Origin of the sequence: Autumnicola psychrophila (assembly GCF_031846645.1) — a bacterium.
Lineage (GTDB): Bacteria > Bacteroidota > Bacteroidia > Flavobacteriales > Flavobacteriaceae > Autumnicola > Autumnicola psychrophila.
Genome location: NZ_JAVRHN010000002.1, coordinates 1 through 26,244, shown reverse-complemented (window position 1 = coordinate 26,244; position 26,244 = coordinate 1). Strand labels below are relative to the sequence as shown.

General features: G+C 38.8%; 24 protein-coding genes. 11 read left to right on the top strand and 13 right to left on the bottom strand.

Translation table 11 applies throughout. From position 1 onward, the window contains the following. Positions 1 to 58: 58 nt before the first annotated feature. The 7 genes from RM541_RS02645 (at position 59) to RM541_RS02615 (ending at position 8,419) form a co-directional block, all read left to right on the top strand. Entirely contained in the window at positions 59 to 1,192 is a 1,134-nt protein-coding gene (locus RM541_RS02645) for a glycosyltransferase family 4 protein (protein ID WP_311498679.1), read from the top strand. 98 nt (positions 1,193 to 1,290) lie between these two features. Continuing rightward, a complete protein-coding gene (locus RM541_RS02640) occupies positions 1,291 to 2,070 on the top strand; it encodes a polysaccharide biosynthesis/export family protein (RefSeq protein ID WP_311498678.1) in 780 nt (259 codons plus the stop codon). A 2-nt stretch (positions 2,071 to 2,072) separates the two neighbouring features. Then, positions 2,073 to 4,475, top strand: a complete 2,403-nt coding sequence (locus tag RM541_RS02635) for a GumC family protein (RefSeq protein WP_311498677.1) — start codon at positions 2,073 to 2,075, stop codon at positions 4,473 to 4,475. Between the two features lie 183 nt (positions 4,476 to 4,658). Further along, positions 4,659 to 5,744, top strand: a complete 1,086-nt coding sequence (locus RM541_RS02630) for a hypothetical protein (RefSeq protein ID WP_311498676.1) — start codon at positions 4,659 to 4,661, stop codon at positions 5,742 to 5,744. A 28-nt stretch (positions 5,745 to 5,772) separates the two neighbouring features. Then, positions 5,773 to 6,498 carry an outer membrane beta-barrel protein gene (locus RM541_RS02625; protein WP_311498675.1) on the top strand — a complete coding sequence of 242 codons (726 nt, stop codon included), beginning with the start codon at positions 5,773 to 5,775 and terminating at the stop codon, positions 6,496 to 6,498. Between the two features lie 3 nt (positions 6,499 to 6,501). After that, a complete protein-coding gene (locus RM541_RS02620) occupies positions 6,502 to 7,320 on the top strand; it encodes a YjbH domain-containing protein (RefSeq protein WP_311498674.1) in 819 nt (272 codons plus the stop codon). Beyond that, on the top strand, positions 7,301 to 8,419 hold the full coding sequence (locus RM541_RS02615; RefSeq protein WP_311498673.1) for a YjbH domain-containing protein: 1,119 nt from the start codon (positions 7,301 to 7,303) through the stop codon (positions 8,417 to 8,419). Before RM541_RS02620 ends, RM541_RS02615 begins: the two co-directional genes overlap by 20 nt. Positions 8,420 to 8,874: 455 nt before the next feature. On the opposite strand, the gene RM541_RS02610 is transcribed toward RM541_RS02615, so the two are convergent. The 6 genes from RM541_RS02610 to RM541_RS02585 form a co-directional block, all read right to left on the bottom strand. Continuing rightward, on the bottom strand, positions 8,875 to 9,723 hold the full coding sequence (locus RM541_RS02610; RefSeq protein ID WP_311498672.1) for an aldo/keto reductase: 849 nt from the start codon (positions 9,721 to 9,723) through the stop codon (positions 8,875 to 8,877). A 158-nt stretch (positions 9,724 to 9,881) separates the two neighbouring features. Beyond that, positions 9,882 to 10,418, bottom strand: coding sequence for a GNAT family N-acetyltransferase (locus RM541_RS02605; protein ID WP_311498671.1), 537 nt, complete (start codon positions 10,416 to 10,418; stop codon positions 9,882 to 9,884). 144 nt (positions 10,419 to 10,562) lie between these two features. Next, entirely contained in the window at positions 10,563 to 11,375 is an 813-nt protein-coding gene (locus RM541_RS02600; RefSeq protein WP_311498670.1) for a DUF4393 domain-containing protein, read from the bottom strand. A gap of 212 nt (positions 11,376 to 11,587) precedes the next feature. Then, complete coding sequence (locus RM541_RS02595) at positions 11,588 to 12,625, bottom strand: serine hydrolase domain-containing protein (protein ID WP_311498669.1); 1,038 nt, start codon at positions 12,623 to 12,625, stop codon at positions 11,588 to 11,590. 40 nt (positions 12,626 to 12,665) lie between these two features. Then, positions 12,666 to 13,460 carry a DUF6090 family protein gene (locus tag RM541_RS02590; RefSeq protein ID WP_311498668.1) on the bottom strand — a complete coding sequence of 265 codons (795 nt, stop codon included), beginning with the start codon at positions 13,458 to 13,460 and terminating at the stop codon, positions 12,666 to 12,668. 256 nt (positions 13,461 to 13,716) lie between these two features. After that, complete coding sequence (locus tag RM541_RS02585; protein ID WP_311498667.1) at positions 13,717 to 14,223, bottom strand: SRPBCC family protein; 507 nt, start codon at positions 14,221 to 14,223, stop codon at positions 13,717 to 13,719. Positions 14,224 to 14,269: 46 nt separating this feature from the next. Between RM541_RS02585 and RM541_RS02580 the strand changes: the two genes are divergently transcribed. Further along, positions 14,270 to 14,554: a transposase gene (locus tag RM541_RS02580; protein ID WP_311498962.1), complete on the top strand. Its 285-nt coding sequence runs from the start codon at positions 14,270 to 14,272 to the stop codon at positions 14,552 to 14,554. Here RM541_RS02580 and RM541_RS02575 read toward each other — a convergent pair. From RM541_RS02575 to RM541_RS02565, 3 genes are all read right to left on the bottom strand, one after another. Then, on the bottom strand, positions 14,480 to 14,683 hold the full coding sequence (locus RM541_RS02575) for a DUF4177 domain-containing protein (RefSeq protein WP_311498666.1): 204 nt from the start codon (positions 14,681 to 14,683) through the stop codon (positions 14,480 to 14,482). The two genes, RM541_RS02580 and RM541_RS02575, sit on opposite strands and share 75 nt — an antisense overlap. A gap of 268 nt (positions 14,684 to 14,951) precedes the next feature. Continuing rightward, on the bottom strand, positions 14,952 to 15,359 hold the full coding sequence (locus RM541_RS02570) for a cupin domain-containing protein (protein WP_311498665.1): 408 nt from the start codon (positions 15,357 to 15,359) through the stop codon (positions 14,952 to 14,954). A gap of 202 nt (positions 15,360 to 15,561) precedes the next feature. Next, positions 15,562 to 17,694 (bottom strand): ATP-binding protein, encoded by a 2,133-nt coding sequence (locus tag RM541_RS02565; RefSeq protein ID WP_311498664.1) that lies wholly within the window; start codon positions 17,692 to 17,694, stop codon positions 15,562 to 15,564. 350 nt (positions 17,695 to 18,044) lie between these two features. On the opposite strand from RM541_RS02565, the gene RM541_RS02560 reads away from it, so the two are divergent. Beyond that, positions 18,045 to 18,377 carry a single-stranded DNA-binding protein gene (locus tag RM541_RS02560; protein ID WP_311498663.1) on the top strand — a complete coding sequence of 111 codons (333 nt, stop codon included), beginning with the start codon at positions 18,045 to 18,047 and terminating at the stop codon, positions 18,375 to 18,377. 165 nt (positions 18,378 to 18,542) lie between these two features. Here RM541_RS02560 and RM541_RS02555 read toward each other — a convergent pair whose 3' ends face one another. The 4 genes from RM541_RS02555 to metG form a co-directional block, all read right to left on the bottom strand. Continuing rightward, positions 18,543 to 19,160, bottom strand: a complete 618-nt coding sequence (locus RM541_RS02555) for a DEAD/DEAH box helicase (protein WP_311498662.1) — start codon at positions 19,158 to 19,160, stop codon at positions 18,543 to 18,545. Positions 19,161 to 19,254: 94 nt separating this feature from the next. Beyond that, complete coding sequence (locus tag RM541_RS02550) at positions 19,255 to 21,024, bottom strand: glycoside hydrolase family 9 protein (protein ID WP_311498661.1); 1,770 nt, start codon at positions 21,022 to 21,024, stop codon at positions 19,255 to 19,257. A 163-nt stretch (positions 21,025 to 21,187) separates the two neighbouring features. After that, positions 21,188 to 22,090: a histone deacetylase family protein gene (locus RM541_RS02545; RefSeq protein ID WP_311498660.1), complete on the bottom strand. Its 903-nt coding sequence runs from the start codon at positions 22,088 to 22,090 to the stop codon at positions 21,188 to 21,190. A 781-nt stretch (positions 22,091 to 22,871) separates the two neighbouring features. Next, positions 22,872 to 24,956, bottom strand: coding sequence for a methionine--tRNA ligase (gene metG, locus RM541_RS02540; protein WP_311498659.1), 2,085 nt, complete (start codon positions 24,954 to 24,956; stop codon positions 22,872 to 22,874). 165 nt (positions 24,957 to 25,121) lie between these two features. On the opposite strand from metG, the gene RM541_RS02535 reads away from it, so the two are divergent. After that, the gene (locus tag RM541_RS02535; protein WP_311498658.1) at positions 25,122 to 25,694 is read left to right on the top strand and encodes a hypothetical protein; all 573 of its coding nucleotides are present in this window, start codon (positions 25,122 to 25,124) and stop codon (positions 25,692 to 25,694) included. A 61-nt stretch (positions 25,695 to 25,755) separates the two neighbouring features. Then, the gene (locus tag RM541_RS02530; RefSeq protein ID WP_311498657.1) at positions 25,756 to 26,115 is read left to right on the top strand and encodes a YraN family protein; all 360 of its coding nucleotides are present in this window, start codon (positions 25,756 to 25,758) and stop codon (positions 26,113 to 26,115) included. Positions 26,116 to 26,244 lie beyond the last annotated feature (129 nt).

The window sequence follows — 26,244 nt, the reverse complement described above, 5'->3', positions numbered from 1 at the left end:
TCTCCCCTACAAGATTGGTAGTTACTGAATTTTTTTTCAACCCAAACCTGCCTTTGTTATGAACATTCTCGATCATGATGTGCTGCTCGATCTCTTTAGGAATAATTATCTGTTTTTTGTGTGCGGAGTTGCCTTAGGAGCTTTTCTCTTTACCTTTTACACCTTACCCAAGGTACTTTGGGTGAGTCATGAAAAAAAACTTACAAAGCAGATTAACGGCCGTAGCTCACATCATACACAGACTCCCAACTTTGGCGGAGTAGCCTTCTTTCTGGTATTTGTGCTTTTTGTTTCTGTCCTGCAGAGTATACAGAGTGGATATACTGGCAATCATCTTATTGCCGGGATGACACTGCTTTTCCTGGTAGGCTTAAAGGATGACCTGGTAATTTCTACTGCGAAAGTGAAATTGTTAGGACAGATAACTGCGGCATTATTCATAATCTTTTCTCCGGAACTTCATCTTTCCACGCTCCATGGATTTTTAGGTATACATGAGGTTCCTGAATTAATCGGATATTTCCTGAAAGCTTTTCTTGTAGTAGCTCTTATTAATGCTTATAACCTGGTAGATGGTATAGACGGACTTGCCGCTATAGTAGGAATGATAATTTGTACTGCTTATGCCTGCGTCTTCTATATAACAGGACATCCTTATTTTGTGTTGCTCGGGGTTACTGTGGCAGGTACCCTTGCTGCATATTTGAGGTTTAATTTTTCCAGGGGAAAAAGGAAAATGTTTATGGGCGATTCAGGATCACTGATAATTGGGTTTATGATTGCATTTCTGACATTAAAAGTTCTGGTTATGGAGCCCGGGATAACGGTCACGATGGAAGCATTTAGTGGTTATAATCGCATCCTGCTTATTCTGGCAATATTATTTATTCCTATTCTGGATACCGGCAGGGTGATGATTTTACGAATGCTTGACGGTAAAAGCCCTTTTGAGGCAGATCGAAATCACGCACATCATGTCTTACTGGATCTTGGTTTTACCCATTGGCAGGCAAGTACCTGTCTTGGCGGTCTAAATATATTTATTATCGTAGGCTTTTTCCTTCTTTCAGGGGTGATTTCAGCTTCCTGGGTGACGGTGATCCTGCTTATGATGTTTATTATAATTGGTGCACTTTTAAATATACTACGCAGTAATGCAGAGCTAAGAACATTTGTAAAAGAATATGCCTGAGATGGATAAGAGAATAAGATCAAACTTCTAAAAAGTTAATTTTTTGTGAATTTTCTTTTCCAGTGTAGTATATTCGCGGCAAATTGAAACCCGATTAAATGAATCCCAGATTAAACTTTAAACTTTTGTTCTTGTTTTGTATGGCATTACTGTCCACTTCCTGTGTTTCCCGTAAAAGCATCGCCTATTTTCAGGGACTGGAGGCGTCTGAGCGGAGAAGATTGCCCGATAATATCGAAATAAAACCTGATGACCTGTTGACTATTCGTGTATCTGCCCCGGAGCAGGCAGCAGCCTTACCTTTTAACCTTACAAAATCTGTAATGGCTATGGGGCAGGGAGGAGGTTCTGTCGGAGCAAATGTAGAGTTGGAAACCTATATGGTATCCAATGAAGGCACCATAGAGTTTCCTGTTATAGGAACCATAATGGTAGAGGGTTTGACCAGTATAGAACTGGCGGCAAAAATTAAGGAAGAAGTCCTGCCTTATCTGCAGGATCCTATTGTGAATGTGCGTATCCTCAATTTTCAGATAAGTGTATTGGGGGAAGTGGCGAGTCCTGGTACTTTCCCGATAGAAGACGATCATATAAGCCTCTCGAAAGCCCTGGGTTTTGCGGGGGATGTACTGCTAACCGGAAAGAGAACAAATATCCTGGTGATGCGGGAAGAGGATGGGGTAACCACTCATGCCTATCTGGATCTTACCAATGCAGATATTGTTTCTTCTCCATTCTATAACTTACAGCAAAACGATGTGGTTTATGTAGAGCCGATAGGGCCAAGGATACAGTCTGCCAGTTACCTGGGTACAGCGGCAAGCTATCTTTCGGTAGTTTCTGTAATTACCTCATTAATTTTAATTTTTACCAGATAACAATGTCTCAATCCCAAAATAAGCCTGCAAACCATAACCCGGAAATCAATATCAGGGAGGAGCTGGAGAAATATTTGCGCTACTGGCCATGGTTCGTGGGCTGCGTGCTCCTGGCATTGGCAATTGCTTATTTAAATTTAAGGCAAACTACTCCCGTCTATGCCACTACAGCGAGTATTATTATTAAGGACGGCAAAAACAGTCAGAATTCTGAGATGGCTGCTTTTGCTGATCTTGGCCTGTTTAGCGGGATGAACGGAAATAGTATTCAGAATGAAATAGGTATCCTTCGTTCCCGAAGATTAATGAACAGTGTGGTAAAGGCACTTAACCTGAATATTCGTTATTTCGACCAGGAGGCCCTGCGTACACCCGAATTATATAGTACAAGCCCTCTGCTGGTAAAGATCATAAGCATGGACGAGGCTGCATTACAGTCTGCACCCGGAAGGGAATTCAGCCTTGTTTACAACGGCAACAATAAAATCACGCTTACCAGGATAAACGATGAAAAAAAGTTTAATGCTGTTGTGGGAACTCCCCTGGATCTTGGTTTTGGAACTGTGCTGATAGTGGAAAATGAACAAAATCCCGGGAGAAAAGCTACTCCTGAAAACCCAATCCTCGTGACTTTTAGTCCTGTGGAAGGTGTGGCCAGGGCTTATAGTAATGATTTGCAGGTACGCCTTAAAGAAAGTAATTCGAGCCTTATAGAACTCGGTTTAAATGATCCTGTGCGCCGCAAGGCTGAAGATATTCTGGACCAGTTAATTCTGGAATATAACAGAGAGGCCATTGAAGATAAGAATCTGGTGGCAATGAACACCGCAGAATTTATAGATGAACGGCTTATAATTATTAATGAAGAACTGGATTCTGTAGAAAGCGGAAAAGTGGAGTTTAAAGAAAGCAGGGGGCTTACTGATATCCAGACAGAATCTGGTATGTTTGTTTCCACAGCAGGCGAGTACAGGCAGCGGCAGCAGGAAATTGATACGCAAATAGAACTTGCCAATGCGATGATTTCCTATCTTCAGAACAGCAATACCTCAGATCTTTTACCTGCAAATCTCGGAATCGAAGAATCTGCCGTAAATTCACAGATCACAGAGTATAATGATCTTGTGCTGGAAAGAAACCGGATCCTGGAAGGTTCCTCTGAGAGAAACCCTGTGGTGGTCAGGTTAAACAGTGAAATTAGGCAGTTACAGGCGAATGTGCTGCAAAGCCTCAGGCGTATGAAATCGAACCTGGAGATCGCGGAAAATAATATAGACCGGCAGGCAGCAGCTATAAGTTCAAGAATTTCTGCAGTCCCTTCACAGGAGAAGCAGTTTAGGGGAATTGAGCGGCAACAGCAGATAAAGGAGACTTTGTATTTGTTCCTTCTGCAAAAGCGGGAAGAAAATTCCTTATCCCTTGCCGTAACAGCTCCAAAAGCAAAAATTGTGGATAGTGCGCTCAGTTCGGGAGTACCTGTTAGTCCAAATCCAAGGAGCAGTTATCTTACAGCTTTACTACTTGGCCTTGGTATTCCATTTGCCTTTCTTTATACAAGAAATCTGTTAAATAATAAGGTAAGGGAGAGAAACGATATTGAAGCGGCTATAAATGATATTCCGATTGTAGGGGAAATCCCCAGGTTGGGGAAAAACAAAGAAGAACTTATCCAAAAAAATGATCGTTCTGTACTCGCCGAATCCTTCAGGATATTGCACACAAATCTGCAATACCTCCTGGTAAACACTACCGACAAAACTTCAGGAATAAACATTTTTATTACCTCCACAATTAAAGGGGAGGGAAAAACATTTGTGGCCTTTAATCTTGCCACTACTTTGGCAAATACAGGGAAAAAAGTGCTTGTAATGGGTGGAGATCTTAGAAACCCTCAGCTTCAGCGCTTTGAAAAAGATGCAAAGGAATGGCAGGGAGTGAGCGATTATCTTGTGAATGAAAGTTTATTCCTGGAAAAACTTATTAAGGAATCAAGCTTGCATGAAAACCTTTACCTGTTATCTTCAGGAAGTATACCGCCTAATCCTTCAGAATTATTGAGGCATCCACGCACGGCAGATATGTTTACTAAACTGCGTGGTATGTATGATTATGTTATAGTAGATACTGCGCCTTCGATGCTGGTGTCTGATACTTTCCTGATTAACAAGTATGCTGACCTTACTCTTTATGTGGTGAGGGCTAATTACACAGAAAAGAAGTTGCTGGATTTTGCGGCAGATGCTAAGAAAGATGGTAAGCTGCAGGAGGTAAGTTTTGTGCTTAATGACGTGGAGGCAGCTAATTTTGGCTACGGAAATAAATATGGTTATGCATATGGTTATGCCTATGGTCCGGAACATGAAGGCTTCTGGGATAAAGTGAAGAACAAGGTAGCCCTTTGGTAGATTTCTATTGGGAGATAAAAAAAACAGGGACTAATACATTTCATCATACTGAAGTTGTATCAGTAATAAAAAACACTAAAACTATTATGGACTGATCCAATGGCAGACGATCAGTAAACAACACTGAACATTTTATAATTGCAATTTCAAATCTGAACTATTTACTTAAATTAAACCAATCAAATGAAGAATCAATTTTTACACTTTCAGCGGAGAGCATCTATATGGAGCCTGCTCTTGTTATCGCTACTTCTCGTTAACTGTGGTACAGAAGACGTAGATTTTATCGATCCATACGAATTTGTCAATGAAGATTTTAATGATATCCCCAACCTTGCGGAGATCGAGGACGCAGATCCCGTGATTATTGAACCTGAAGTAGGGTCGGTAGATAATTCGGCAGAAACTCAGGCTATCATCGACGATATCCTAAATGCCGGACCAGATGGGGAAATCAGTCAGGAATCCAGAACTAAACTCGCTGGGGTAGGGGCTTTTACAGCTGATCTTCCTGCATCAATAAATGAAAGGGCGCAGACTCTTGATGCCGCCGGTATTGCCTCCATAATGGATGAGAGTACACCTCTGGATACAGACCTGGAAGAGCTTTCAGCCGCTCTGGCTAACGCACCTGAAGAGATAAGGATGCTTCTTCCACGTATTAATTTCACCGTAGATTTGGAAGGCTTAAGAGCTGTAACAAATCCAAACATCAAAAATCAGGTTCTTCCTGGTTTTGATGGGTTTAACCTTGTGAGCCAAACTATAAGCAATCCTTGTGAGGAGGCAGCTTATGAGGCTTATGAGTTAAGGATAGAAGAGCTTATAGAACAGGCAGATGCCAATTACTTTATTATTGAAAGTAATTATGCCCGTAGGCTCGATGAAACAGACGTGCGTTATGAAGAAAGGACAGGCCTACAGGAAGAGCGTTATGCAGAGAGTAAAGCTGAGATTATTGCCACCCTGGAAAATCTGCTTCTTACGGCACAGCAGTTAGAGAACATGGGAGAGACAGAGCTGGCCGCTCAGCTAAGAGAGCTTACATTAATGTATGCTGTGGCAGCCAGAAACGCTCTAATAGAATGGGATATTTTAGTAGCAGAACTTTTAGTAGATTTCATGGAGAAGGAAAAAGCACAGGCTTTGGAAATTAGGGAGCGATTGACAACTCAGGTAAATACAGATTTCGAAACTGTAGAAGATATGGCTGATGCCAGACTTACTACTGCAGTAAATAATTGTCACAACCAGGGATCCGGAAACTAATCATTAACCACAACCAGAAATTATAAACATGAATAAATCTATAGCATTTTTACTACTGGCCTTTGGTCTCTTTACTTACGGTGCCCAGGCTCAAATTAAACTTAATAACGTTGGAGTAGGTGTTTCCTACTGGAACAGGTCTTATTCGGATGCCAATGAGAAATATGTACTGATAAGTTCTGAGGCAGATGGGGACTTTACAAAAGGAGGAGTAATGCCTTTTATAAGTGCCGAATTAAACCTTTACAGAAGTTTTAGTCTGGATGGAAGAGTAGGACTCTGGACGGGTGACTTTAGCAGCGAAGGGCGATTTGGGGACCTTACTATTTCTGAAAGTATTGACCAAACCCTTATTCCTTTATCCCTGGGTCTGACTTACAACTTTAATGAGATACTACGGGATGATTTCAATTTCTTAGTAGGAGTTGGGGTTAATCGATATTTTGTTCAAAATAAAGTTTCCAGGACGATTGAAGGCGGAGCGGGTAGTGAAGCTTCAGAAACTTTTAGCGGAAATAATTACGGTGCTTACCTAAAGGCCGGACTGGAATATATGCTTTCCGATTCTTTTGGTCTTTTACTTGAAGGTAGGTATAATACAGGTTTCTACACCCAAAGCTTCCGAACTTCATTGGATTCAGAGCTCGAAAGTGAACAGATTTCTGTTCGGGGGTTTGAAATAGGCCTTAGTTTGCGCTATTCCTTTCTGAAAGGAACAGACGACGACGATGAGGCGCCGGTAGAGTTTGAATAAATTATGAAAATTAAATTTTTTCTTCACCTGTGGGTACTGTCGGGCTTCTTTGGATGCTACAGTTATTCACAGGTGAATTTTTTAGGGAAAAAGGGGTTAATGACCATTCCATCTGCCCAATGGGAGAGAGATAAGCCTTTGGGGCTGTCTTTTTCTTATTTTCCGCGGGAATACTCTAACAATATTTTGCTCACCCGTGATTCTTCTCCCGGAGGCAATGATCTCAATTTTTATAGCGCGAGAGTGAGCCTGACTTCTTTTATGGAAGTCGGAATGAGTATATCTTACAGGCCTTCTCTTGCTGAGCAAATAGGGATTGGTGACCGGCACCTCGACCTTCGCTTTAAATTAATGGAGGAAAAAAAATTTTTCCCGGCACTTGTGTTGGGTTGGACGCCTCCCGGTTCAGTTTCTCCGGCACTGGCACACGATTACCTCGTGGCGACTAAAAACTTCCACACCACTCTAGGATTATTTCAGGTAACAGCAGGTTTTGGATCACCCTATGTCTTTCTGAAAAATGATGGAAATGAAGGTATCTGGAATTTCTTTAAAATAGAAAGAAAAACAGAAGTCTATGGCAGCAGATATTTAGACGGCTTCTTCGGCGGATTCTCTTATACGCCATTTAATTACGGTGGATTAATGCTGGAATACAACACCAAAACTTTTAATGCGGGAGCTTTTGTTAAATTATGGGATTGGCTGCACCTACAGGCATATACTTTGGAGGCTAAGGAAGTAGCTTTTCAGGTTGCCGTGCAGTTCTCCCTTAATTCTGCTCCACGAGCTTTAAGAAACTATGAGAAAAATATGGATTAGCATTTGTGCAAGCCTGTTTTTCTTAGGGCTGCAGGCGCAGGATATTCAACAAAAGCTGTTTGAAGCAGGATTTGAGAATATACAGGTAATAGAATCGGCAGACACTCTAAAAATTTTTTTCGAGCATAGAGAATTTCGGAATCCCCTGCATAGTATGCGTTATGCCCAACTCTTGCTGGAAGAGCAACCCGAAAAAGCTATTCTCTGGTTTCCACTATATCACAACCGTCCGATAGCAAAGTATAAGGCAGACACCTATAACTACAGCAGCCTGAATCTGGAGGAAAAAGCTTTTTACAAAGAAGCGAATGATCTTTACGACAACTATCGTTTCCATTTTCGGATCCATCCTGACTTCGCTGCCCGATTCGGTTATTACAGCAATCCTTTTCAGATAAAGCTCAATGCTATAATAGATACCAGAATATACCTTACACCGGGTCTGAGTGTACAGACGGGAATCAGCATTCCTTTGGAAAACCGGCTGGATGCCCAGGATATGAAACCTCGACTCGCCCCAAGTTCACTACATTATTTTTCGCAGCCTTTGAACCATCACTTCCTGGCAGTTAGTATGGGTACTTTTTATTACGATCGTTACGGGTTGGATTTCCAGTACAGGTATGCGCCCCTTAATAAACGTTGGAGCTTTGGACTCGAATCGGGACTTACAGGATTTTACTGGATGAATTCCGGTAGTTTTTATGCGGAAGAACTCAACAGTGTATATGCTGTAGTGGATGCGGAATATCGCCTGAATTATCAACGTCTTAGCCTGAGACTTAGCGCAGGACAATTTCTGTTTGAAGACAAAGGTGCCAGAATAGACATCATAAAGCAGTTTGGAACTGTCGATATAGGTTTTTTTGCGGGTTATACAGAAGCAGGAAGCTCCGGGGGATTTCAGGTGGCGTTTCCAATATTTCCCGGAACGATTTATAGAAACAGGAAGGTAGAGGTACGTACCACGAATGAATTCCGATGGGAATACAGCTACAACAATGAAGATCCTGCCGCCAGGAAATTTAGAATTGGAATTCCCCGCCTCGCGGATATGTTGCGGCAGTACCATGAAAGTTTTCTGCAAAGCTTTCAATAGTTGTGAAGCAGTTAAGAAGACGATCAGTTACCACAAAAAGTTCCTCTCATTTTTTTAAGGGGAGTTGGCTGAAGACCGGAGGGGTTTTAGCTTGTGGTAATTTTCTGAATCTTTCCAAATAAGGTAAGAATTACGAAATATGAAAATGTTTTTTTACGCAGTCCATTCCAACATAACGATAAATTCGGACTACTGAGCCAAGAGAAATTATTCCTAAATTTGAGAGGCATACAATATTAACTTTATTTAATCAAAAATAACTAACGCCGCCTACTTTAGTAACAGACACGAAATTTTTTAATTGTACGCAGAAGCCGGGAACTTTCCGAAAAAATTCAGCTGCTTACAGTAGTGTAGTACCTCAGGATTTTCTGAAATACTGAAGTTGTTCCGGCAAGGCTTGTAAACTATAGCAGTGCCTTAAAATGGCAATTTTCGGGATTTTTAAAACACCTTTATCCTTGGATTTTATCCGGCCAGATATTAGGCAATTCTCCGCTGAAACCCATTTCAGGAAGGTTGTTTATTTGTTCCATATCTGTCTCAGACAATTCAAAATCGAACAGATTTATGTTTTCTTCTATTCTTTGGGGTGAATTTGACTTCGGAATAACAATTACTTCGTGCTGAATTATCCATTTCAGACAAACCTGGGCAACAGTTTTATTGTGTTTTTTGGCAATTTCTTCCAACACTTCATTTCCAAACACTTTTCCCCTTGCCAAAGGAGACCAGGATTCCACTACTATATTTTGTCTCTTGCAGAATGCTACTAATTCTTGTTGCCAGTAGCCGGGATGAAATTCTATTTGATTGATTGACGGAATGACATTCGCTGTCTGGAATAAGGAGTCTAAATGTTCTTCAAAAAAGTTACTTACACCAATAGATTTTATTTTTCCTTCAGCTTGTAATTCTTCCATTGCTCTCCACGTATCAGCATTGGTTTTTTGCCAATTATCGTAATTTTTTGCGTTAGCAGGCCAGTGGATTAAGTATAAATCCAGGTATTCCAGATCAAGTCTTTTCAGGGAGTTTTCAAATTCCTTTTTTGCTGTTTCATAGCCTAAACTCTCGCGCCACAACTTGGAGGTTATAAAAAGATCCTCTCTTGAAGCTCCGCTGGCTTTAATTCCTTTTCCAACAGCTTCTTCATTCTCATAAGCTGCTGCCGTATCGATTAGGGAATAACCGCTGGAAATGGCAGATTTGACTGATTCTATTCCTTCCTGCGCTGTAGCTTTGTAGGTTCCAAATCCTACTATTGGTATTTTATTTCCATCATTTAAGGTTAACTTTTTCATAGTTTTAGTCAGCTTTTTTGAAAATTGATTTTACGATGCTTACGATTAAGTTACAAACTGGCGGAATAGGAAACAAAGGTTTGCCCGCTTAGAACGGTTTCGTTGTTGAAGATAATGATTTTCAGTTTTACGTTATCTCCTGGTCGGGTTATGCGTTGCTAAAATGAATTTTGCTGTTGCCATTCCCTTTTTAAAATCGAATAAAAATCAACATTGATTTTTTCTCCATTTTTAATCTCACTTTCTCTCAAGGTTCCTTTATACCGGAAGTTTATTTTTTCCAGTGCACTTTTACACTTTTTATTTTCGCCTACAACAGAACCTTCTATCCGATTTAGATTGAGTGTAGCGAAGCCGTGCTCAAATAGTTTCGGCATTATTTCTTTGAGAATTCCTTTTCCCCAATACTCTTTTATAAGCCAGAGTCCGATTTCAGCTTTTTTGTGTTGTTTATCTAAACCGTTAAAACCTCCGGCGCCACAAAACTGATTCCACTGTTTATCATAAATTCCCCACCAGATTCCAGTGCCTTCTTTCTTTAAATTTCGGTACCACTCCATTTGCTCTTCTGTTTCTTCTAAGGTAGAGAAGTGTACATCGTAAAATCTTGTTACATCTGGGTCAGATAAGCCTTTGTGAATATTTTCTATGTCAGACGATTCTATTTCTTTTAATGTGTAATTTTCAGTTTCCACTTTTTTAATCAATTTAAAAATACATTATTACGATTCCGAATAACATAGATAGTGGGGGAAGGCACGGAAACTTGTAGTGTTAAGCACCTTCTTTTCTTATTTTTAAAATTACAATTTTTTAATAAAATCCGTTGTTAGACACAGTTAACCCCTAATACATGCTCTTATAAACATATTGCCAAAATTGGTTTTCTCATACATTCCTTTATCTTCTTTTCTCACTTCTCTAAGTTCCTCTTCATTATAATTTTCAAATACTTTTTTGAGCTTAGGATCTAAATCTTCTAGAATGGTTTCGAATTTTGTTTCAAGTATAGTAAGATAATAGGGTTTTCTACTAATCAGACCTAATGACTCTAAATTATTGAAGTAGATTGGTAAATTGTCCGGCCAGTTTAATATCAATTTTTGTTTTAAACCTGTTTCCCCTTTAATCACAAGTCGATACTGTGTCGAATTGTCAGGATTGTTATGATGTTTAATGTCTACTACAGGGATTGCAATTGCGGTTGCTAAATATTTTAAAATACGAGCTTCGTCGGGTGAAATTCTATCAATAATTTGTATAAAACCTGGGTGAGCATCTTTTGCTTTTTTGGAAGATGAAGCACTGGCTAATAATTTAACAAAGGCATCACTTAACTCTTTATTGGAAACATACGAGAATCTGTCCAAAATCGGATTTGATATTTCTGTAGGGACTGGAGTAATTTCTTCTTCAGGTACTTTTTCCAGTTTTTCCTCGTATTTTTTTAGATTATTCTCAAAATATAATCTTGTTCTCTCATTGAACCATTTTATAGGCCATAAAACGGTATTACTAACATTCACGATAGTACCTAAAGCTTGTCCTGCTTTCTTACTTGGTTTACTTAAAAGATCTTGATAAAGTTTTGATACTAACTTTCCTTGCCCTAAGTGAATTAAAGCATTAACATTTGATTCTTCATCACTCATAATCTTGAAATTTATCTTTAATCGTGCCCAACGATCCCGGTTACTACAAGTTGCGGAGGTAGGGACGGAGACTTGTAGTGTTGAGCACTTTCTTTTCTTATTTTTAAAATTACAATTTTTTAATAAAACCCATTATTGGGCGCTGGTTTTGGCAATAATTATAATAGTAGCAGAATTCATTTAGTGGAGTTTCTATTGATAATAACAATTTTTTAGCTTCTTTTTTTTCTTACAATTTTCTCAATACGATTATTTATAATCTCCGCTAAATTCCAGTCGTAACCATCGAAGTTGGTGGTGTTATTAAATTGAACAATAACTGTATCTATGTCTTTGTAGTATTTTGCTATACTCTGATACCCAACAATTAGACCTGTATGTTCGTAGACATATATTGAAGAATAAATTTCCTGTTCCCCATTATTAAACACTGAACCATCGTTTAATGCTCTAAGAAATATGCCCACGTCTTCTGCGGTTGCTAGCATTAAACCTGAATCTTCAGTCTTAAAGTCTCTATCTATGCCAACATAATAACCACTCATAACATCGTCGATATTCACTTCTCCTAGCGAACCGAAAGTATTTTTAAGCCCAAGAGGAATTAAGATTTCCTCCTTTATATACTGTTGATGAGGATAGCCTACCGTTTTATAAATAAGATCCTCAATCAACATATAATTGGTATTTGAATAGCCATAATCTTCATCTGGTTCAAAATCGGCTGGTAAATCCAAAGCATAATTGAGGGTTTCTTGTCTGTTCTTTGGAGGTTTCGTCCAAAATTCAGGATGATCAACAAAATTTGGAATACCACTCCTATGTTGCACCATCATTCTCAAAGTTATTGCTTCTGAATTTTCAATTCTTTCTGCAAGTTCTGGAAAGTATTCGGCAAGTGTCTTATCCAAAGATAGTTGTCCCTCTTTGACTAATTTTGTAGTAGCAACAGCGATATAAAGCTTTGTAATACTGGCAATTTTGAATAAGGCTTGTGGGTAGGCAGGAATTTTCTCTTTGCGATCGTGCCAGCCAGCCGCATAAAATGCCGGAGGTTTTCCTGCTTCGTCAACATAAACAATCATTCCATCAAACCCGTGATCGATTCCTTCATTCAATTGCTCCTGGACTGTATCAGGTAGTGGTAAAATCCAGGCTTTTACTAAAATCCATGGTACGAACCATAAAGAAGATATACTTGCAGCAATAAATACTATTCTTAGTATTCGCTTTACTTTTTTCCTGGTCATGATATTCTAAAATTACGCCTTAAATTTTCACCTTTTATATTCAATAAAGTCTGGATGCGAAGTAAGAAGTCTCATCACTGCTCTGCGCATCAATTTCTTTAATTATCCCCTGTCCTACATTTTTTAGCTGGCCATATTGTAGAACCATGGCATCTAATTGAAAGGCGGCCAGACTAATGACATTTCGATAAGGAGCAGAAGCGGTATATTCTGCAAAGACCTGGAAATATTCAGACTGGGGAGTAGCCCTTATTCTGAGTGAATCTTGTGGCAAAAAGGCTGAAGCGAGAATCAAGGATGTATCGAATTGAGTAGAAAGATAGGTCTCCTGATTTACTACATATTCGTTATAGCTTTTTTCGTTTTCCGCAATGTCCTCAATTATGCCGTGGTAACTGGTTAATAGAGAATCCAGAAGGGTGTTGTTTATCTTTCCAAAATAGGATGAATTTTTTAGTGCTTCATATCCACCGGTATTTGGTTTGAAATAGTAATCAGCAAAGGCAACGCCACAAGACATGAAAAGTATAAGGTCTTCATTTTCTGTCTTATCTAATATGCGTACTCGTGCCTTTTTACATTGTATAGCTGTTTGTGTTCTATACTTTGTAAGCGTATCCAGAATGCGCAGATCTTCTAAAGTATGAACCTTTATTTTCCCCAAATATTCTTTTAAGGCCTGGTTATCTTTTCTCGCCTGGTTCCAATTGTTGATTTGTAAGGCAATTAGAATCCCGATGACAACAAGTACTATTTCACCAATCGCATAGATAAGATATTTAGTGAACTTATTCTCTGTAAGTAGTCTATAGCGAATTTTTCTGAAGACCTTCATTACTGGTTAATTAGTAAATACAGTAAATTTAAGGCTTCTATTTGTTAAATAACTGAATTTAAGTAGTTTATATTAACGCTCTTGTCCATTAAGATGAGAATCCATTTCTGCATCAAGGGCTTTTGCCTGACATAAACTGCTCCAAAGCTTTCTTCCTTAACTTTTGTTGTTCTTCTTTTGTCATAGGTCTGTCTGAAAAAATGAATTTAAAATTCTCTTCAGACAGAGTTTAATTTACACCCTCTCTTTTTCATATTTAGGTCTTTAATTTTTTCAATAATTCATCCAACTGGTTTAAACCTGCGGTAAACCCTTCTTGGAAGCCCATTTTTATTATTTGTTCCAAGTCAGAAAGTTTTTCATAAGTTGAAACGATTGATACGAGTGTTTTTTCAGCACTTTTTACTGTAAATGTATTTATCCATTTAGTTCTCGGCATATTTTGGCTGACATTGCCATTTTCATCGCAAAACGCATCTAATCCCGTATAATTCTTTTTCAGATTAATTTTCAAATAATCGTTTTTACACCAGTGTTTTTGGTTTTCAGGACTTAACATATAGTACAACCACGTGCCTCCTTCTCTAAAATCCATAGATTTTGTTACAGCCTTATATGGTCTTGGTGCCCACCATTGGTCAAGTAACTCTGGTTTAGTCCAAGCATCCCAAACTAAATCAAGGTTTGCGGCAAATTCCCTTTCCACATTTACGGTGTTATTTTCTTTGTTTACTTTAAAATTGAATAATAGATTATTTTTCATTTCCTTATTTTTAAGCGTTGATAATAAATTGTCAAGTTAGTCAAAACTGTTTTCCCACACCACACGGGCAGATTGTAAAGACAGTCCTATAAAAACGGCCTGCATTGGAAAAAGCCATCAAAAAAGTATCAACATTACAGCTTACCGCGAGGAGTATGACAGGAATGTTGAACGTGTAAAAAGCAGGCGTGGCCGCTATATGAAAGGCAAACGCCAAAGCACTGTAGAACCTGTTATTGGAACACTTGATTTAAAATTAAATTTTATCTTTTTCAAAATAAAGATAGAAATAGACAGCAAAACCAAAATCTGTGGCATCTGTAGAAACTAATCGATACCCTTTTTGAGCATAATCATCCAGCTTTGCCTGAATATCTTTTTTTGAATCTTTTGCTATATGTTCCTTATCTAAAGTAAGTTTAGAATAGTAAATCAGCGTTTCTAATTTGTAATCTTTCATGATCTATTTTTTAAAGGTTAATTTTTATTTAGCCGAACTAGGTTAGATAGTGTAATAAAGTAGCTTGATTGCCCGAAGACAAACGTGTTTAGACCCGCCAGTAAAACATAGCAAATAATGTTATTGGATACTGTAGGTAACTAACCTAGTGGAAGAAATATATAATGTTCATTTTTTGTTTATTTTAATAATACTTAAACAATTATTCTTTTCAGAAGTAGGCGAGAACAAGCAATTACTTATAGGCATTGTTGTGCAGTCGGTTTTTTTATTTATTGTCTTCAAACCATTTCACAATTGAGGGCATATTCCGTTCAAATCCGCCCGGAATGAAAAAGTTTAAAACTCCTGTCCTTTGGTCAGTTTTGTTTTTAAAATCGTGAGTAGTTTTTGCCGGAATTCTGATAAAAGTTCCTTTTTTGGCGTCAATCCATTTTTCTGCGATTAGCATAGAAGTTGTACCTGCAAGGACATAAATAACTTCATCATTTTCTTCGTGCTGGTGTGCACCTGGTCCATCCGAATTCGGTTCCAACCACCATTCTGAAATACTGTATTGTTCATTTGTTTCCTTTTCGTCTGCTTTAAATACAGCCGTCATTGTTCCACAGTTATAAACTCGCCCTTGTCCTTCTTCCAATATTAGTGGGTCAGTATTGTTGTTTTTATGCTCCATTTTTGTTCATTCTTCTATTTCAGATTTCAAAGATTCGATTTATCCGTTGAGTTTTTCAGCTGCCCCAACGTCTCGAATAATGCAAGTTGCGGGAGTAGGGACGCGGACTTGTCGGATTAGTATTGGTTCGTTGGTCAAGTTAATTATTTTCTTACTAACGGTGCCGCTTATTGGCGATGAACCATTGTTACCTGCTGGCCAACTACACTTGATCTTGTTTATTATTAGTTATTTTTTCAATAAATGTTTTGTTACGCATTTTTGCTCTTTCAAGTAATGTAGAATATTTTAAAACCTCTGTATAAAGACTTCCCTCCGCCTGATTTGAATTGAATAGATTAGCTATTGTTTTTGCCGGACGATAGAGATAATCAAAATTATAAGCATCTTTGAAATCCGCATCGTATGTTCGTACGTCTAAAGCATTTATTTTTTCACCAATTAAATAACCATAAAATGTGGTAAGATTAAATTGTGAAGTTGTGAAGTTTTTCAAAAGGGTAGCGTAATTATTGATTTGATTTAAATGATCTGAAACGCTGACACTTGGGTTTTTAAATTCTATTATTATACATTTTTGTTCTTCTGGGAAAAGAAGAATATCTGGCCTTTTTGCATAACGGTCTTCGCCAAGAGATCTTATAAATTCTTCCTCTTCTTTCGTCAAATCATCTCTAAGTAATTTTTCACCATCAATTTCCAAATCGGATAGTTTTGATTCGGATATTCCTTGAAAATAAATGAAATCTTCATTAATTATCCATAAATCACTTTTATCCGAGCTATCGTTAGATTGTTGGAAAATTAGATTATGTAGAAGAGCTTCGTCTTTATTTCTGGAACCATCATTTTGAACGGATAATTTTCTATCAAGTATTAAAGCAAATAGTTCCAGGACTAATTTTCTGCGAGCCACATAATGAGTAAGCTCCTTTTTATTTTGTAAAGGAATCACTCGCACAATATTTTCAATTTCTTTTTCTAATGAGTCACTATAATCTTCCGCTGTAGTATCGAGAATATTTAAACGGTCGATACTATGCTTCAAATTCGCATCCAATTCTGCTTGCTTTTTCGCCTCTGCTGTATAGAACTTTTCTAAAATTTTTTTGTCACTATCGTTAGGAGATATATTTAAATCTTCGAGATCTGATAGCAAGAACATCTGTTTCAATTTCTCAAATTCTAATTGTTTCACTTTATTTATCTTCTCTATTTCCGGATATAACTCATAAACAGCTCCATTAATTTGGTTTTCTACTAAATCTAGAATTATTTCTTCTTCATAAAAAACATTTGAATTGCTAGAAAATTCGTGATAATTAGGGATATCAATTTCTCCTCTTTCATTCTTGTCTTTTTCGTCCAAATAGTCACTAGAAATGAGAAAAAGAAAATGACTGTCATCAATAATTTCGTCTTTGGTCAACAATTGCAAATCAATATCAAAGTTTTCTATAACTTCATCTTTGGAAGTAAGCTTTATTTGATTCTCTTTAAGAAATGACTTGTTGAGTTTGTATGCATTTATAGTAAAAGTTTCTGATTTATCTACATTAATTACATTTTTCCCATCATCAGATAATTTTGAATATTCAACATCAATATTAGTAGTCTTATCAATTTTTGGAATATCCTTTATAGTTATATAGGAAGTACTTAATTTTTCACCGTAGATAAAATGTTCGATTTTTATTGTAGGAAGACTTTCTTTATTAAGGCAAAAATATTGAACGTACCGTTTTAATAAGTGGTCTTTTAATATCTTATCGTTTAACGAATGATAACTCGCCTTTGTTTTATCTAGTAATCCTTCAAAAATAAGTCTCGTTCCAGTGCTTTCACCTTTAAAAATAAGTTTGTCTTTTTTGTGGAAGGTGATTGAGTTTTTAGCTAAGAATTTATCATCTTTAGAAACTACAAATTCTCTTTCCCTGAAGTCACCATTTGATTGGTACTTGCTTATAAATTTTGTGTTATCGAAATTATGAACGTATTGAATCCTTCCAGATCCTAAATTTTTGAATCCTTTCGTAAAATCCTTATAAGTAACAAATCGATTAAATTCCTCATCATTAAATCCAATCCCATTATCCTCAATTTCTAATCTTGAAAAGCTTAAACTTTCATCTGTGTTCTGCGTTGAATAAATTCTAATTCGAATTTCACCTTTAAAATCTGTTTTAGTTTTAGATTTAATTTTTACTGCCTCTAGTGAATTTGTGAAAGCTTCATAGATAGGCTGAAATGAAATTTTGGATCTTTTTATGTCTCTTAAGACACCTTTGTAATAAATTCCTTCTCCTGTTATGTAGGATTCATTTTCAAATTTCATTTTTTGATAAGGTTTTATTTCTATGCAAAATAGCTAATTATTTTTTCGAAGACGAATTTATTTGTGGCTTGCAGGTAACAAGTGTAATCAACACACCAATACATTTACATCTTTATTTATTATCTCAACTAATCTACTAAATTCAGCACTTATTGTGTAGATTTCGAGATTTCCACCTTCTTTTAAGAAAAGAATTTTAAAATTAATAAATTCATTATCCAACTTTAAACGTTTGCAAACGGATGTAAACGTAAGCAAATAATTGACAACCGATTAGCACTTAACGCCTGCAGTATGTTTGTCCTGTTGAAATGAACTAATGATTTTCAGCTGCAATAAATTCTATAGTTATGAGCACTTTAAGAAACAAAGTACAGTTAATTGGTCACGTAGGTAACGATCCTGAAATCGTAAATCTTGAATCAGGTAAAAAGCTGGCGAAATTTTCTATCGCCACAAATGAAAGTTATAAAAATTCCAAAGGAGAAAAAATAACAGATACGCAATGGCACAATATAGTCGCCTGGGGCAAAACCGCTGAGTTAATCGAAAGTTATGTTCCCAAAGGAAAAGAGGTGGGAATCGAAGGAAAACTCACCACCAGAAGTTATGAGGATAAAGAGGGTATAAAGCGTTATGTAACCGAAGTGATCTGTAACGAAATCCTGTTGATGGGCAAGTAGTCGGAATAATTTCGGGAGTTCTTTAAAGGTTCTGAAAAGTTTCAGAAGTAAAGGTTCGAGTTAGAGGTGGTTTAGGTTTTTTGTTCAGAAACTAAGCCGCCTCTATTTCGTGCTAAAAATTAGCTCCGGCTAAAACCAGCAAAAAGCATACGGAAAAATCCAGAGTTATTTTTCCGCGCGCACCACTTCAGAATGTGACATAAAAGAATCTTTTAGTCGTTCTATTTTGGAATTAAATTCCGAAGCAAAAACAAGGTACTGGCATTTGGTAATATGTGCTGGAACCCGGATGAGATCGTTGAAATCTCTGCTGTTAAGAAGGAATTCGGCGTCTTCAACGATAAACAACTTTAACTGGCTCACATTTATTCCGGTGATTTTAAAAAGCTTGAACAGCTTGTTTGGAGTGGCGATCACCACGTCTACACCTTCATAAATGGAAACCTTTTGCTGTTCGATATCAGGTTCGTCATAAGCGCTAAAAACCCTTACATCCATATACCTGGTAAACTCGTTGAATTTTTCTTCCAGTTCTAAAGCAGCCTGTTTGTCTTTTACAAAGATCAGGGCCCGCGGGGCATCTTCAAAAGCTTTGCTTTCCAGGATCTGCAGGGTGCTAATTACAATGGCAGTCGATTTTCCGTTACCTTCGGGAGCGATTGCAAAAAGGTTTTTTCCGCTCTTGATCTTCGGGATTAATTTCTTTTGGAAAGGCAGTAGACTTTCATATCCAAGCCTGTCAAGGGCTTCTTTAAGCGGAGTATTTAATTTTTTAAACGACATGTAATTTAAATCTGGATTGTGAGCGGTAAAGGTAAGCCTTTATTCAGGGAGATAAACCAATCCCTTTTAAAACCTCTTTCTCCTGAAACTGAGACTACCTTATTGCCTCTATGGCATTGGCGAGATATACAAAAGGCGCATTCCAGTTAATCGCAATTTCATTACTGGCATAACTGCAGCGATCGTCGATGTAGGACGTTGCCGGATGTTGGTGCGCAGCTGTATACTTGTCTCCACAACCGGCGATATCCTGTTGACCAGGGTTTGGGCCACCGGCCAGAAGTCCCGGGACCGGGTCATCGATATCATCAGATTCTGAAGGCCTGTGATGTGGATCCCTGGTAGATTTTTCGCCATAACCGGTCAAAAAAGAAAAGCCAGTAGCATTCCTTCCCAACAAATAATCCAGGTTGTCATTTGCAGCGTTTAGATATTTCTCGTCGCCGGTAATTTCATAGACATTTAGAAGAAGTACACCCTGGTTTCCGGCTTCAGAATTGCTTCCCCAGGCAAAGTCAGATTCGGCGGTTCCCATTGGGACCGCATAAGCTGATGTATTTGAAGATGCGACCAGATCATCGGCCATTTTCCTAAGCTGGGCTATTATAGCGTCTATATCTACAAGCTCACTGTCCTGATATTTGTCCCTGTGCCTGGCAAGAGAATAGAGGGCAAGGGTATTTACATTGGGCCATGAAGGAACTCCGAAGTCAGATTCTAAAGAGCTTTCAATGTCTGCGTCTTTATAGTATTCCTCTTTTCCGGTGGTTATAAAAAGTTCCGTCGCCGCCCATTGCAGTTCATCTTTAAAGTTCCGGTCTCCATAGGCGCCGGTGCTTACTTCCGGATCTTGCAATTCTCCTTGTCTGTAAGTTACAGTTGGGTTTTCTTTCGCCCAACGATAGGCTTTTTTGCTCATTACAAGCAGCGAATCTGCCAATCCCGGCAATTCTGTTTTATAGTCGCTGAATATTCTTGCTGCCTGTGCAGTTACTGCTGCAAAATCTAATGTGGCCGCAGTTCCTTTTTGTACCGCCCAACGCTGTAAAGTGGCATTTTTTGGGGCAACAGCTCCATGAAAATTTGCGCTGGTGAGTTTGTGATAAACACCACCATCTTCATCCTGCATGGTCATCATCCATCGTAAATTGTACAGCGTTTCATCAAGAAAATCAGGAATGTTGTTGGTGCTTTCGGGAATATTCAAATTAAGGGTATCGAGGTATTCTGGAAAATCCTCATACAGCGAAAACAAGGTTCCCATTGTTATCCCGCTGTTTACAATATACTTTCCGTAATCCCCTGCATCATACCAGCCACCGGGGCTGGAAATGGTAGATCCCGCAGGGCGATTCTCTGACGCAGCCGAATTATGTATTTTTACCTGATCGTCGGGATGTCCTGCTTCCCTTGCCCACTTTCCGGCGTATTCTTCGGGTAAATCTGTGGAAGCTCTCTGAAAATAAAAGGCTTTCATACTTGCCTTTGCCGGTTCAAAATGCACATTTTCGGCAATTTCAAAAGGATGGCTGTTGCCAATTCCCGGAATGTGCAATACATATTCTCCCGATTTTTCTACGGAAGAAAAATCTGCTTGTTTTACGGTTTCTTTGCTGTGCGGCCATTCTTCAGCATCGCTGAGTTTTCCTGAGAAAACTTCTTTTTTATCATTCGCCGTAAGTATTGTGAAGTCGGTGGCTTCTGTAGTAACGATAATTGCCATTTTAGAGCCTTCGGGATAAAATCCTATTTGATTGATTCTAATCCTTTCTGAACTTGCATTTCCTTCATTTGACTGTGCAAAAGTTGAAAAATTCAGGAAAAAGCATAAAAAATAGATCAGAAATTTAGTTGAAAGCCTCATAATTGTCTGTTTTGGTTTCAAATATAGGGATAAATTGAAATATTTATATTGAAGTTGCACGTCCTGGAACATATTTTCTGAACCACTGATTCTTTCCTTCAGAATATCAGAAATTTGGGATCAATTTTGAATTTTAGGTCGGTCTTTTCGGAGCGAAATTCAGTTAAAAATAGAATTGTTGCGCCAGTCTGTAGGTATTGGCGTGAGCATCTATAATTGTTTTGATTTCCGGAGAATACCCGCCGCCCATGCTGCACTGTACGGGAATATAATGCTCGTGGCAAAGCCGAATCACGAAGCTGTCGCGTTCCTTACAACCCGCGACGCTGCAGGAAAGTTTGCCTAATTTGTCAGTTTTCAGGATATCCACCCCGCTGAGGTAAAAGATAAAATCCGGATTAACATCTTCGATTAGCTCCGGAAGTGTTTCTTTTAAAAGCTGAAGATAATCTTCATCTCCCGATCCATCCGGAACTTCAATATCGAGATCTGATTTCTCTTTTTTAAACGGATAATTGCCTTTCCCGTGCATGGAAAAAGTAAAAACAGAATCGTCATTTTCAAAGATTTCCGCAGTACCGTTTCCCTGGTGAACGTCCAGGTCCACGATCAGAATTTTTTCAGCTAATTTTTTCTTCTGAAGATAACGTGCTGCAATCGCCTGATCATTTAAAAGGCAAAACGCCTCGCCACGATTGGAGTAGGCATGATGGGTGCCGCCGGCGATATTAAAAGAAATTCCGTACTCCAATGAAAAGTGGCAACATTTCATTGTGCCGTCGGCTATAATAATTTCCCTTTCGTACAGTGCTTTTGAAAGCGGAAACCCAGTCTTCCTAACCTCCCGCGGAGTCAATTCCTGGTTCTTCAGCCGGGAATAATAATCTGCATTATGCACAGCAAGAATATGCTCATCCTCCGGAATTTCAGGTTCAAAAAAGTTTTCTTCGCTACAGGTTCCTTCCAGCAGCAACTGCTGTGGCAAAAGTTCATATTTTTCCATGGGGAAACGGTGACCTTCTGGCAAAGGATGTTTGTAGATGGGGTGGTAAGCGATTTTGAGCATTTTATTTAATCAGGATCGGCAAAGTTAGTAATGTTTTCTGGGTTTTGGATAGTTTAGGAGCGGACTCGGTTTTGCCAGTTCGGAACGAAGTCGGGAACGGTGCTTGTACCTAGGTACTGCTTCTCACCAACCCCTCGACTTCGCTAGGGGAGACAGTCGTTTTCAGTCTGATTTTATTTTTTACGTTTTCTTTCTCTTCAGAGTGTCAGTTCGAGCGGAGTCGAGAACCCGTTGTGCTATTTTTGACGAATGTTTACTGCTTCTAACCCACCCCTCGACTTCGCTCGGGGCGACAAGTGGTTTTCAGTCTGATTTTATTTTTTCACGTTTTCTTTCTCTTCAGAGTGTCAGTTAGAGCGGAGTCGAGAACCCGTTGTGCTATTTTTGACAAAAGAATGTATACTGCTTCTAATCCACCCCTCGACTTCGCTCGGGGCGACAAGTGGTTTTAAGTCTGATTTTATTTTTTACGTTTTCTTTTTCTTCAGAGTGTAAGTTAGAGCGGAGTCGAGAACCCGTTGTGCTCTTTTTGACAAAAAAATGTTTACTGCTTCTAATCCACCCCTCGACTTCGCTAGGGGGGACAAGTGGTTTTCAGTCTAATTTTATTTTTCAGGTTTTCTTTCTCTTCAGAGTGTCAGTTCGAGCGGAGTCGAGAACGTTGTTAGTACCTAAGAAGGTTTCGTACTTCTCACAAACCCCTCGACTTTGCTCGGGGGACATCGTTGGGAATAATTAGAGAACTCCAGCTAGTCAGTTCGAGCGAAGTCGGGAACAGCAACTAATTTATCGTCGTTCCATTCTCAACTCCATCTTCATCAGGATTTACAAAAACCAACTTTCCTTCAGCGTTTTCAGTCATTAAGATCATACCTTCGCTTTCTACTCCGCGTAATTTTCTTGGAGCGAGGTTGGCGAGGACGGTAACTTTTTTGCCGATGATATCTTCAGGTTTAAAATGCTCTGCAATGCCCGATACTACCGTTCTTTTATCAAGACCTGTGTCGACTTTTAAAACGAGTAATTTTTTGGTTTTTGGCATTTTATGAGCCTCGATAATTGTACCGACTCTCAGATCCATTTTTGTAAAGTCGTCGAAATTCGCGGTTTCCTTCTGAGGCTCTACTTTCTGATTTTCAGCTGCGTTGGCAGTTTTTGTAGCTTCCAGTTTTTCCAGTTGTTTTTCGATTTCGGAATCTTCTATTTTACTGAAAAGCAATTCCGCTTCTCCAATTTGGTGTCCTGCCGGAAGTAAAGATTTTTTTGTGGCGATTTTATCCCACTGTGCCTCTTCTTCTCCCTGGTGCTCTACAGCATCTGTAATCTTAAGAATTCCCTTCAGTTTAGTTGAAGTGAACGGTAAAAATGGTTCGCTTAAAGTCGCAAGTGCCGATGCAATTTGCAAAGCCACATACATCACCGTTTTCACCCGTTCTTCATCAGTCTTGATCAATTTCCACGGCTCTTCATCGGCTAAATATTTATTTCCTAAACGTGCAAGGTTCATCAGTTCCGCCTGTGCTTCACGGAAGCGGTATTTTTCAATAGAACTGGCGATAACTGCCGGATATGCTTTCAATTCAGCAATCGTAGCTTCATCAACTTCAGAATATTCATTTAGTTCAGGAACAATTCCGTTATAATATTTATTCGTAAGAACTACAACACGGTTAATAAAATTGCCAAATATCGCTACCAATTCGTTGTTGTTCCTGGCCTGAAAATCTTTCCAGGTAAAATCGTTATCCTTAGTTTCGGGTGCGTTTGCGGTTAAAGCATAGCGCAACACATCCTGCTGATTCGGGAAATCTTCCAGGTACTCGTGCAGCCAAACTGCCCAGTTTTTAGAAGTGGAAAGTTTTTTACCTTCCAGGTTCAGGAATTCATTCGCCGGCACATTGTCGGGGAGAATATAGTCTCCGTGCGCCTTCAGCATAGTTGGGAAAATAATACAGTGGAAAACGATATTATCTTTTCCGATAAAATGAACAAGCTTTGTGTTTTCATCTTTCCAATAAAGTTCCCAGTCTTTGCCTTCGCGCGCTGCCCATTCTTTAGTAGAAGAAATATAACCGATTGGAGCGTCAAACCATACATAAAGCACTTTCCCTTCAGCACCTTCCACGGGCACAGGAATTCCCCAATCCAGGTCACGAGTAACGGCACGGGCTCTTAAGCCATCATCGATCCACGACTTCACCTGTCCGTAGACATTCGTCTTCCAGTCGGCTTTATGTCCTTCCAGAATCCATTCTTTTAGCCAGTTTTCATATTGATCCAAAGGTAAAAACCAATGTTTTGTTTCTTTTAAAGTAGGTACAGCCCCTGTTATGGCAGATTTAGGGTTAATTAAATCTGTCGCATTTAAGGAAGTTCCGCAGCTTTCACACTGGTCACCGTAGGCTTCTTCATTTCCACATTTCGGGCAGGTTCCGGTTACAAAACGATCGGCAAGAAATTGTCCTGCTTTTTCATCATATAGCTGCTTTGTGGTCTCCTCGATAAATTTGCCATTTTCGTACATCGACTTAAAAAAATCTGATGCCGTATCGTGGTGAACTTCAGCAGAAGTCCGCGAATAATTATCGAAAGAGACACCAAAATCTTTAAAGGATTTTTTAATGATGGCGTCATATTTATCCACAATATCCTGCGGAGTAACGCCTTCTTTCTTTGCTTTTATGGTAATTGGCACCCCGTGCTCATCACTTCCGCATACAAAAGCCACGTCCTGGCCGTGCATTCTAAGGTATCGTGCATAAATATCGGCGGGAACATAAACACCTGCAAGATGGCCTATATGTATAGGTCCGTTGGTGTATGGCAAAGCAGCGGTAATCGTATATCTCTGTGGAGAATTGTTCATTTATTCCTAATCTTTTTTTGAGCTTGTAAAGGTAAGCAACTGCTCTATATTACGAGTTAAATTCTTGCAAAAGACCATCATGATGACGGAATTGTTTCTACATTTATGCCACCCTTTAAAAATGGCAATTTTCGTTCTTTATACTGCGGAAATAAATCAGAAAACATGAAAAAATTATTTTTTGTAATAGTCTTTATTGGTCTTTATTCCTGTAATAGCACAAAACAAGCGACTACAGCTGCTTCAGACAAGTTTGTTGCAGAAAAACTTCTGGATTATGACTTAAAGGAGGTGAAAGAGCGGTTTTCTGATGCTAATATAGAAGAAGGAACCAATTTATATGATGAGGGAACAGTAGAGCGTAATTATGCTATTCTCTACCCGGGGACTAAAGACGAAATGCACATCACCTGGAATGCGAATAATGAAATATTTGATATTCGCTTTGCCGAAGAAGGAAAATGGCGTTCTGCCTCGGGGGTGAAGGTTGGTACAACCTATAAAGAATTGAATGAACTTAACGAAATTCCTGTTTCTTTTTATGGTTTTGGATGGGATTACAGCGGAGCTGTAGTGTGGAATGGTGGCAAGTTGGAAGATACCGATTTAAGGGTCTTTTTGGGTGCCGAAAATGAACCTTCAGATAAATTCTATGGCGACCAGGTAGTAAAGGCTTCGCCGCAGGAGATCGAAAATATGAATTTAAAGGTGCAGGCTGTAGTCCTGAAAAAATCCTGAAAAATTTTCAATTTATTCTAGTTAGCGTTTATGTAGAGAGATCGATTTTAACTTGATTGCTATGGCAAAACACAATTTGCTTGGGAAAAAAGGGGAGGAGTTGGCTGCTGAATTTTTGAAAAAGAACGGTTACATAATTGTAGCCAGGAATTTTGTTTACCAGCAGGCCGAAGTTGATATTATCGCCAGGAAGAGCGATACGCTTATTGCAGTAGAGGTAAAAACCAGGAGTACACCAGACTTTGGTGACCCGCAGGAGTTCATCAAAAAGAAACAGATTCAGCAACTTTTAAAAGCTGTGAATTACTTTGCAGAAGAGCAGGCACTGGATCTGGAAGTCCGTTTTGATGTTATTGCTATTATTAAGAATCAGGCAGGAACTAAAATTGAACATCTAAAAGATGCCTTTTACCACTTTTGAAGTAGAGAATTGTCACACTGAGCCTGACGAAGTGTGATTGAAGTTGGAAACGGGCTTCGACAGGCTCAGCCTGACTCCGTGACTGTCGAAATAAAAGTGTGAAAAATTAATTGAAGCTTATAGTCCCCC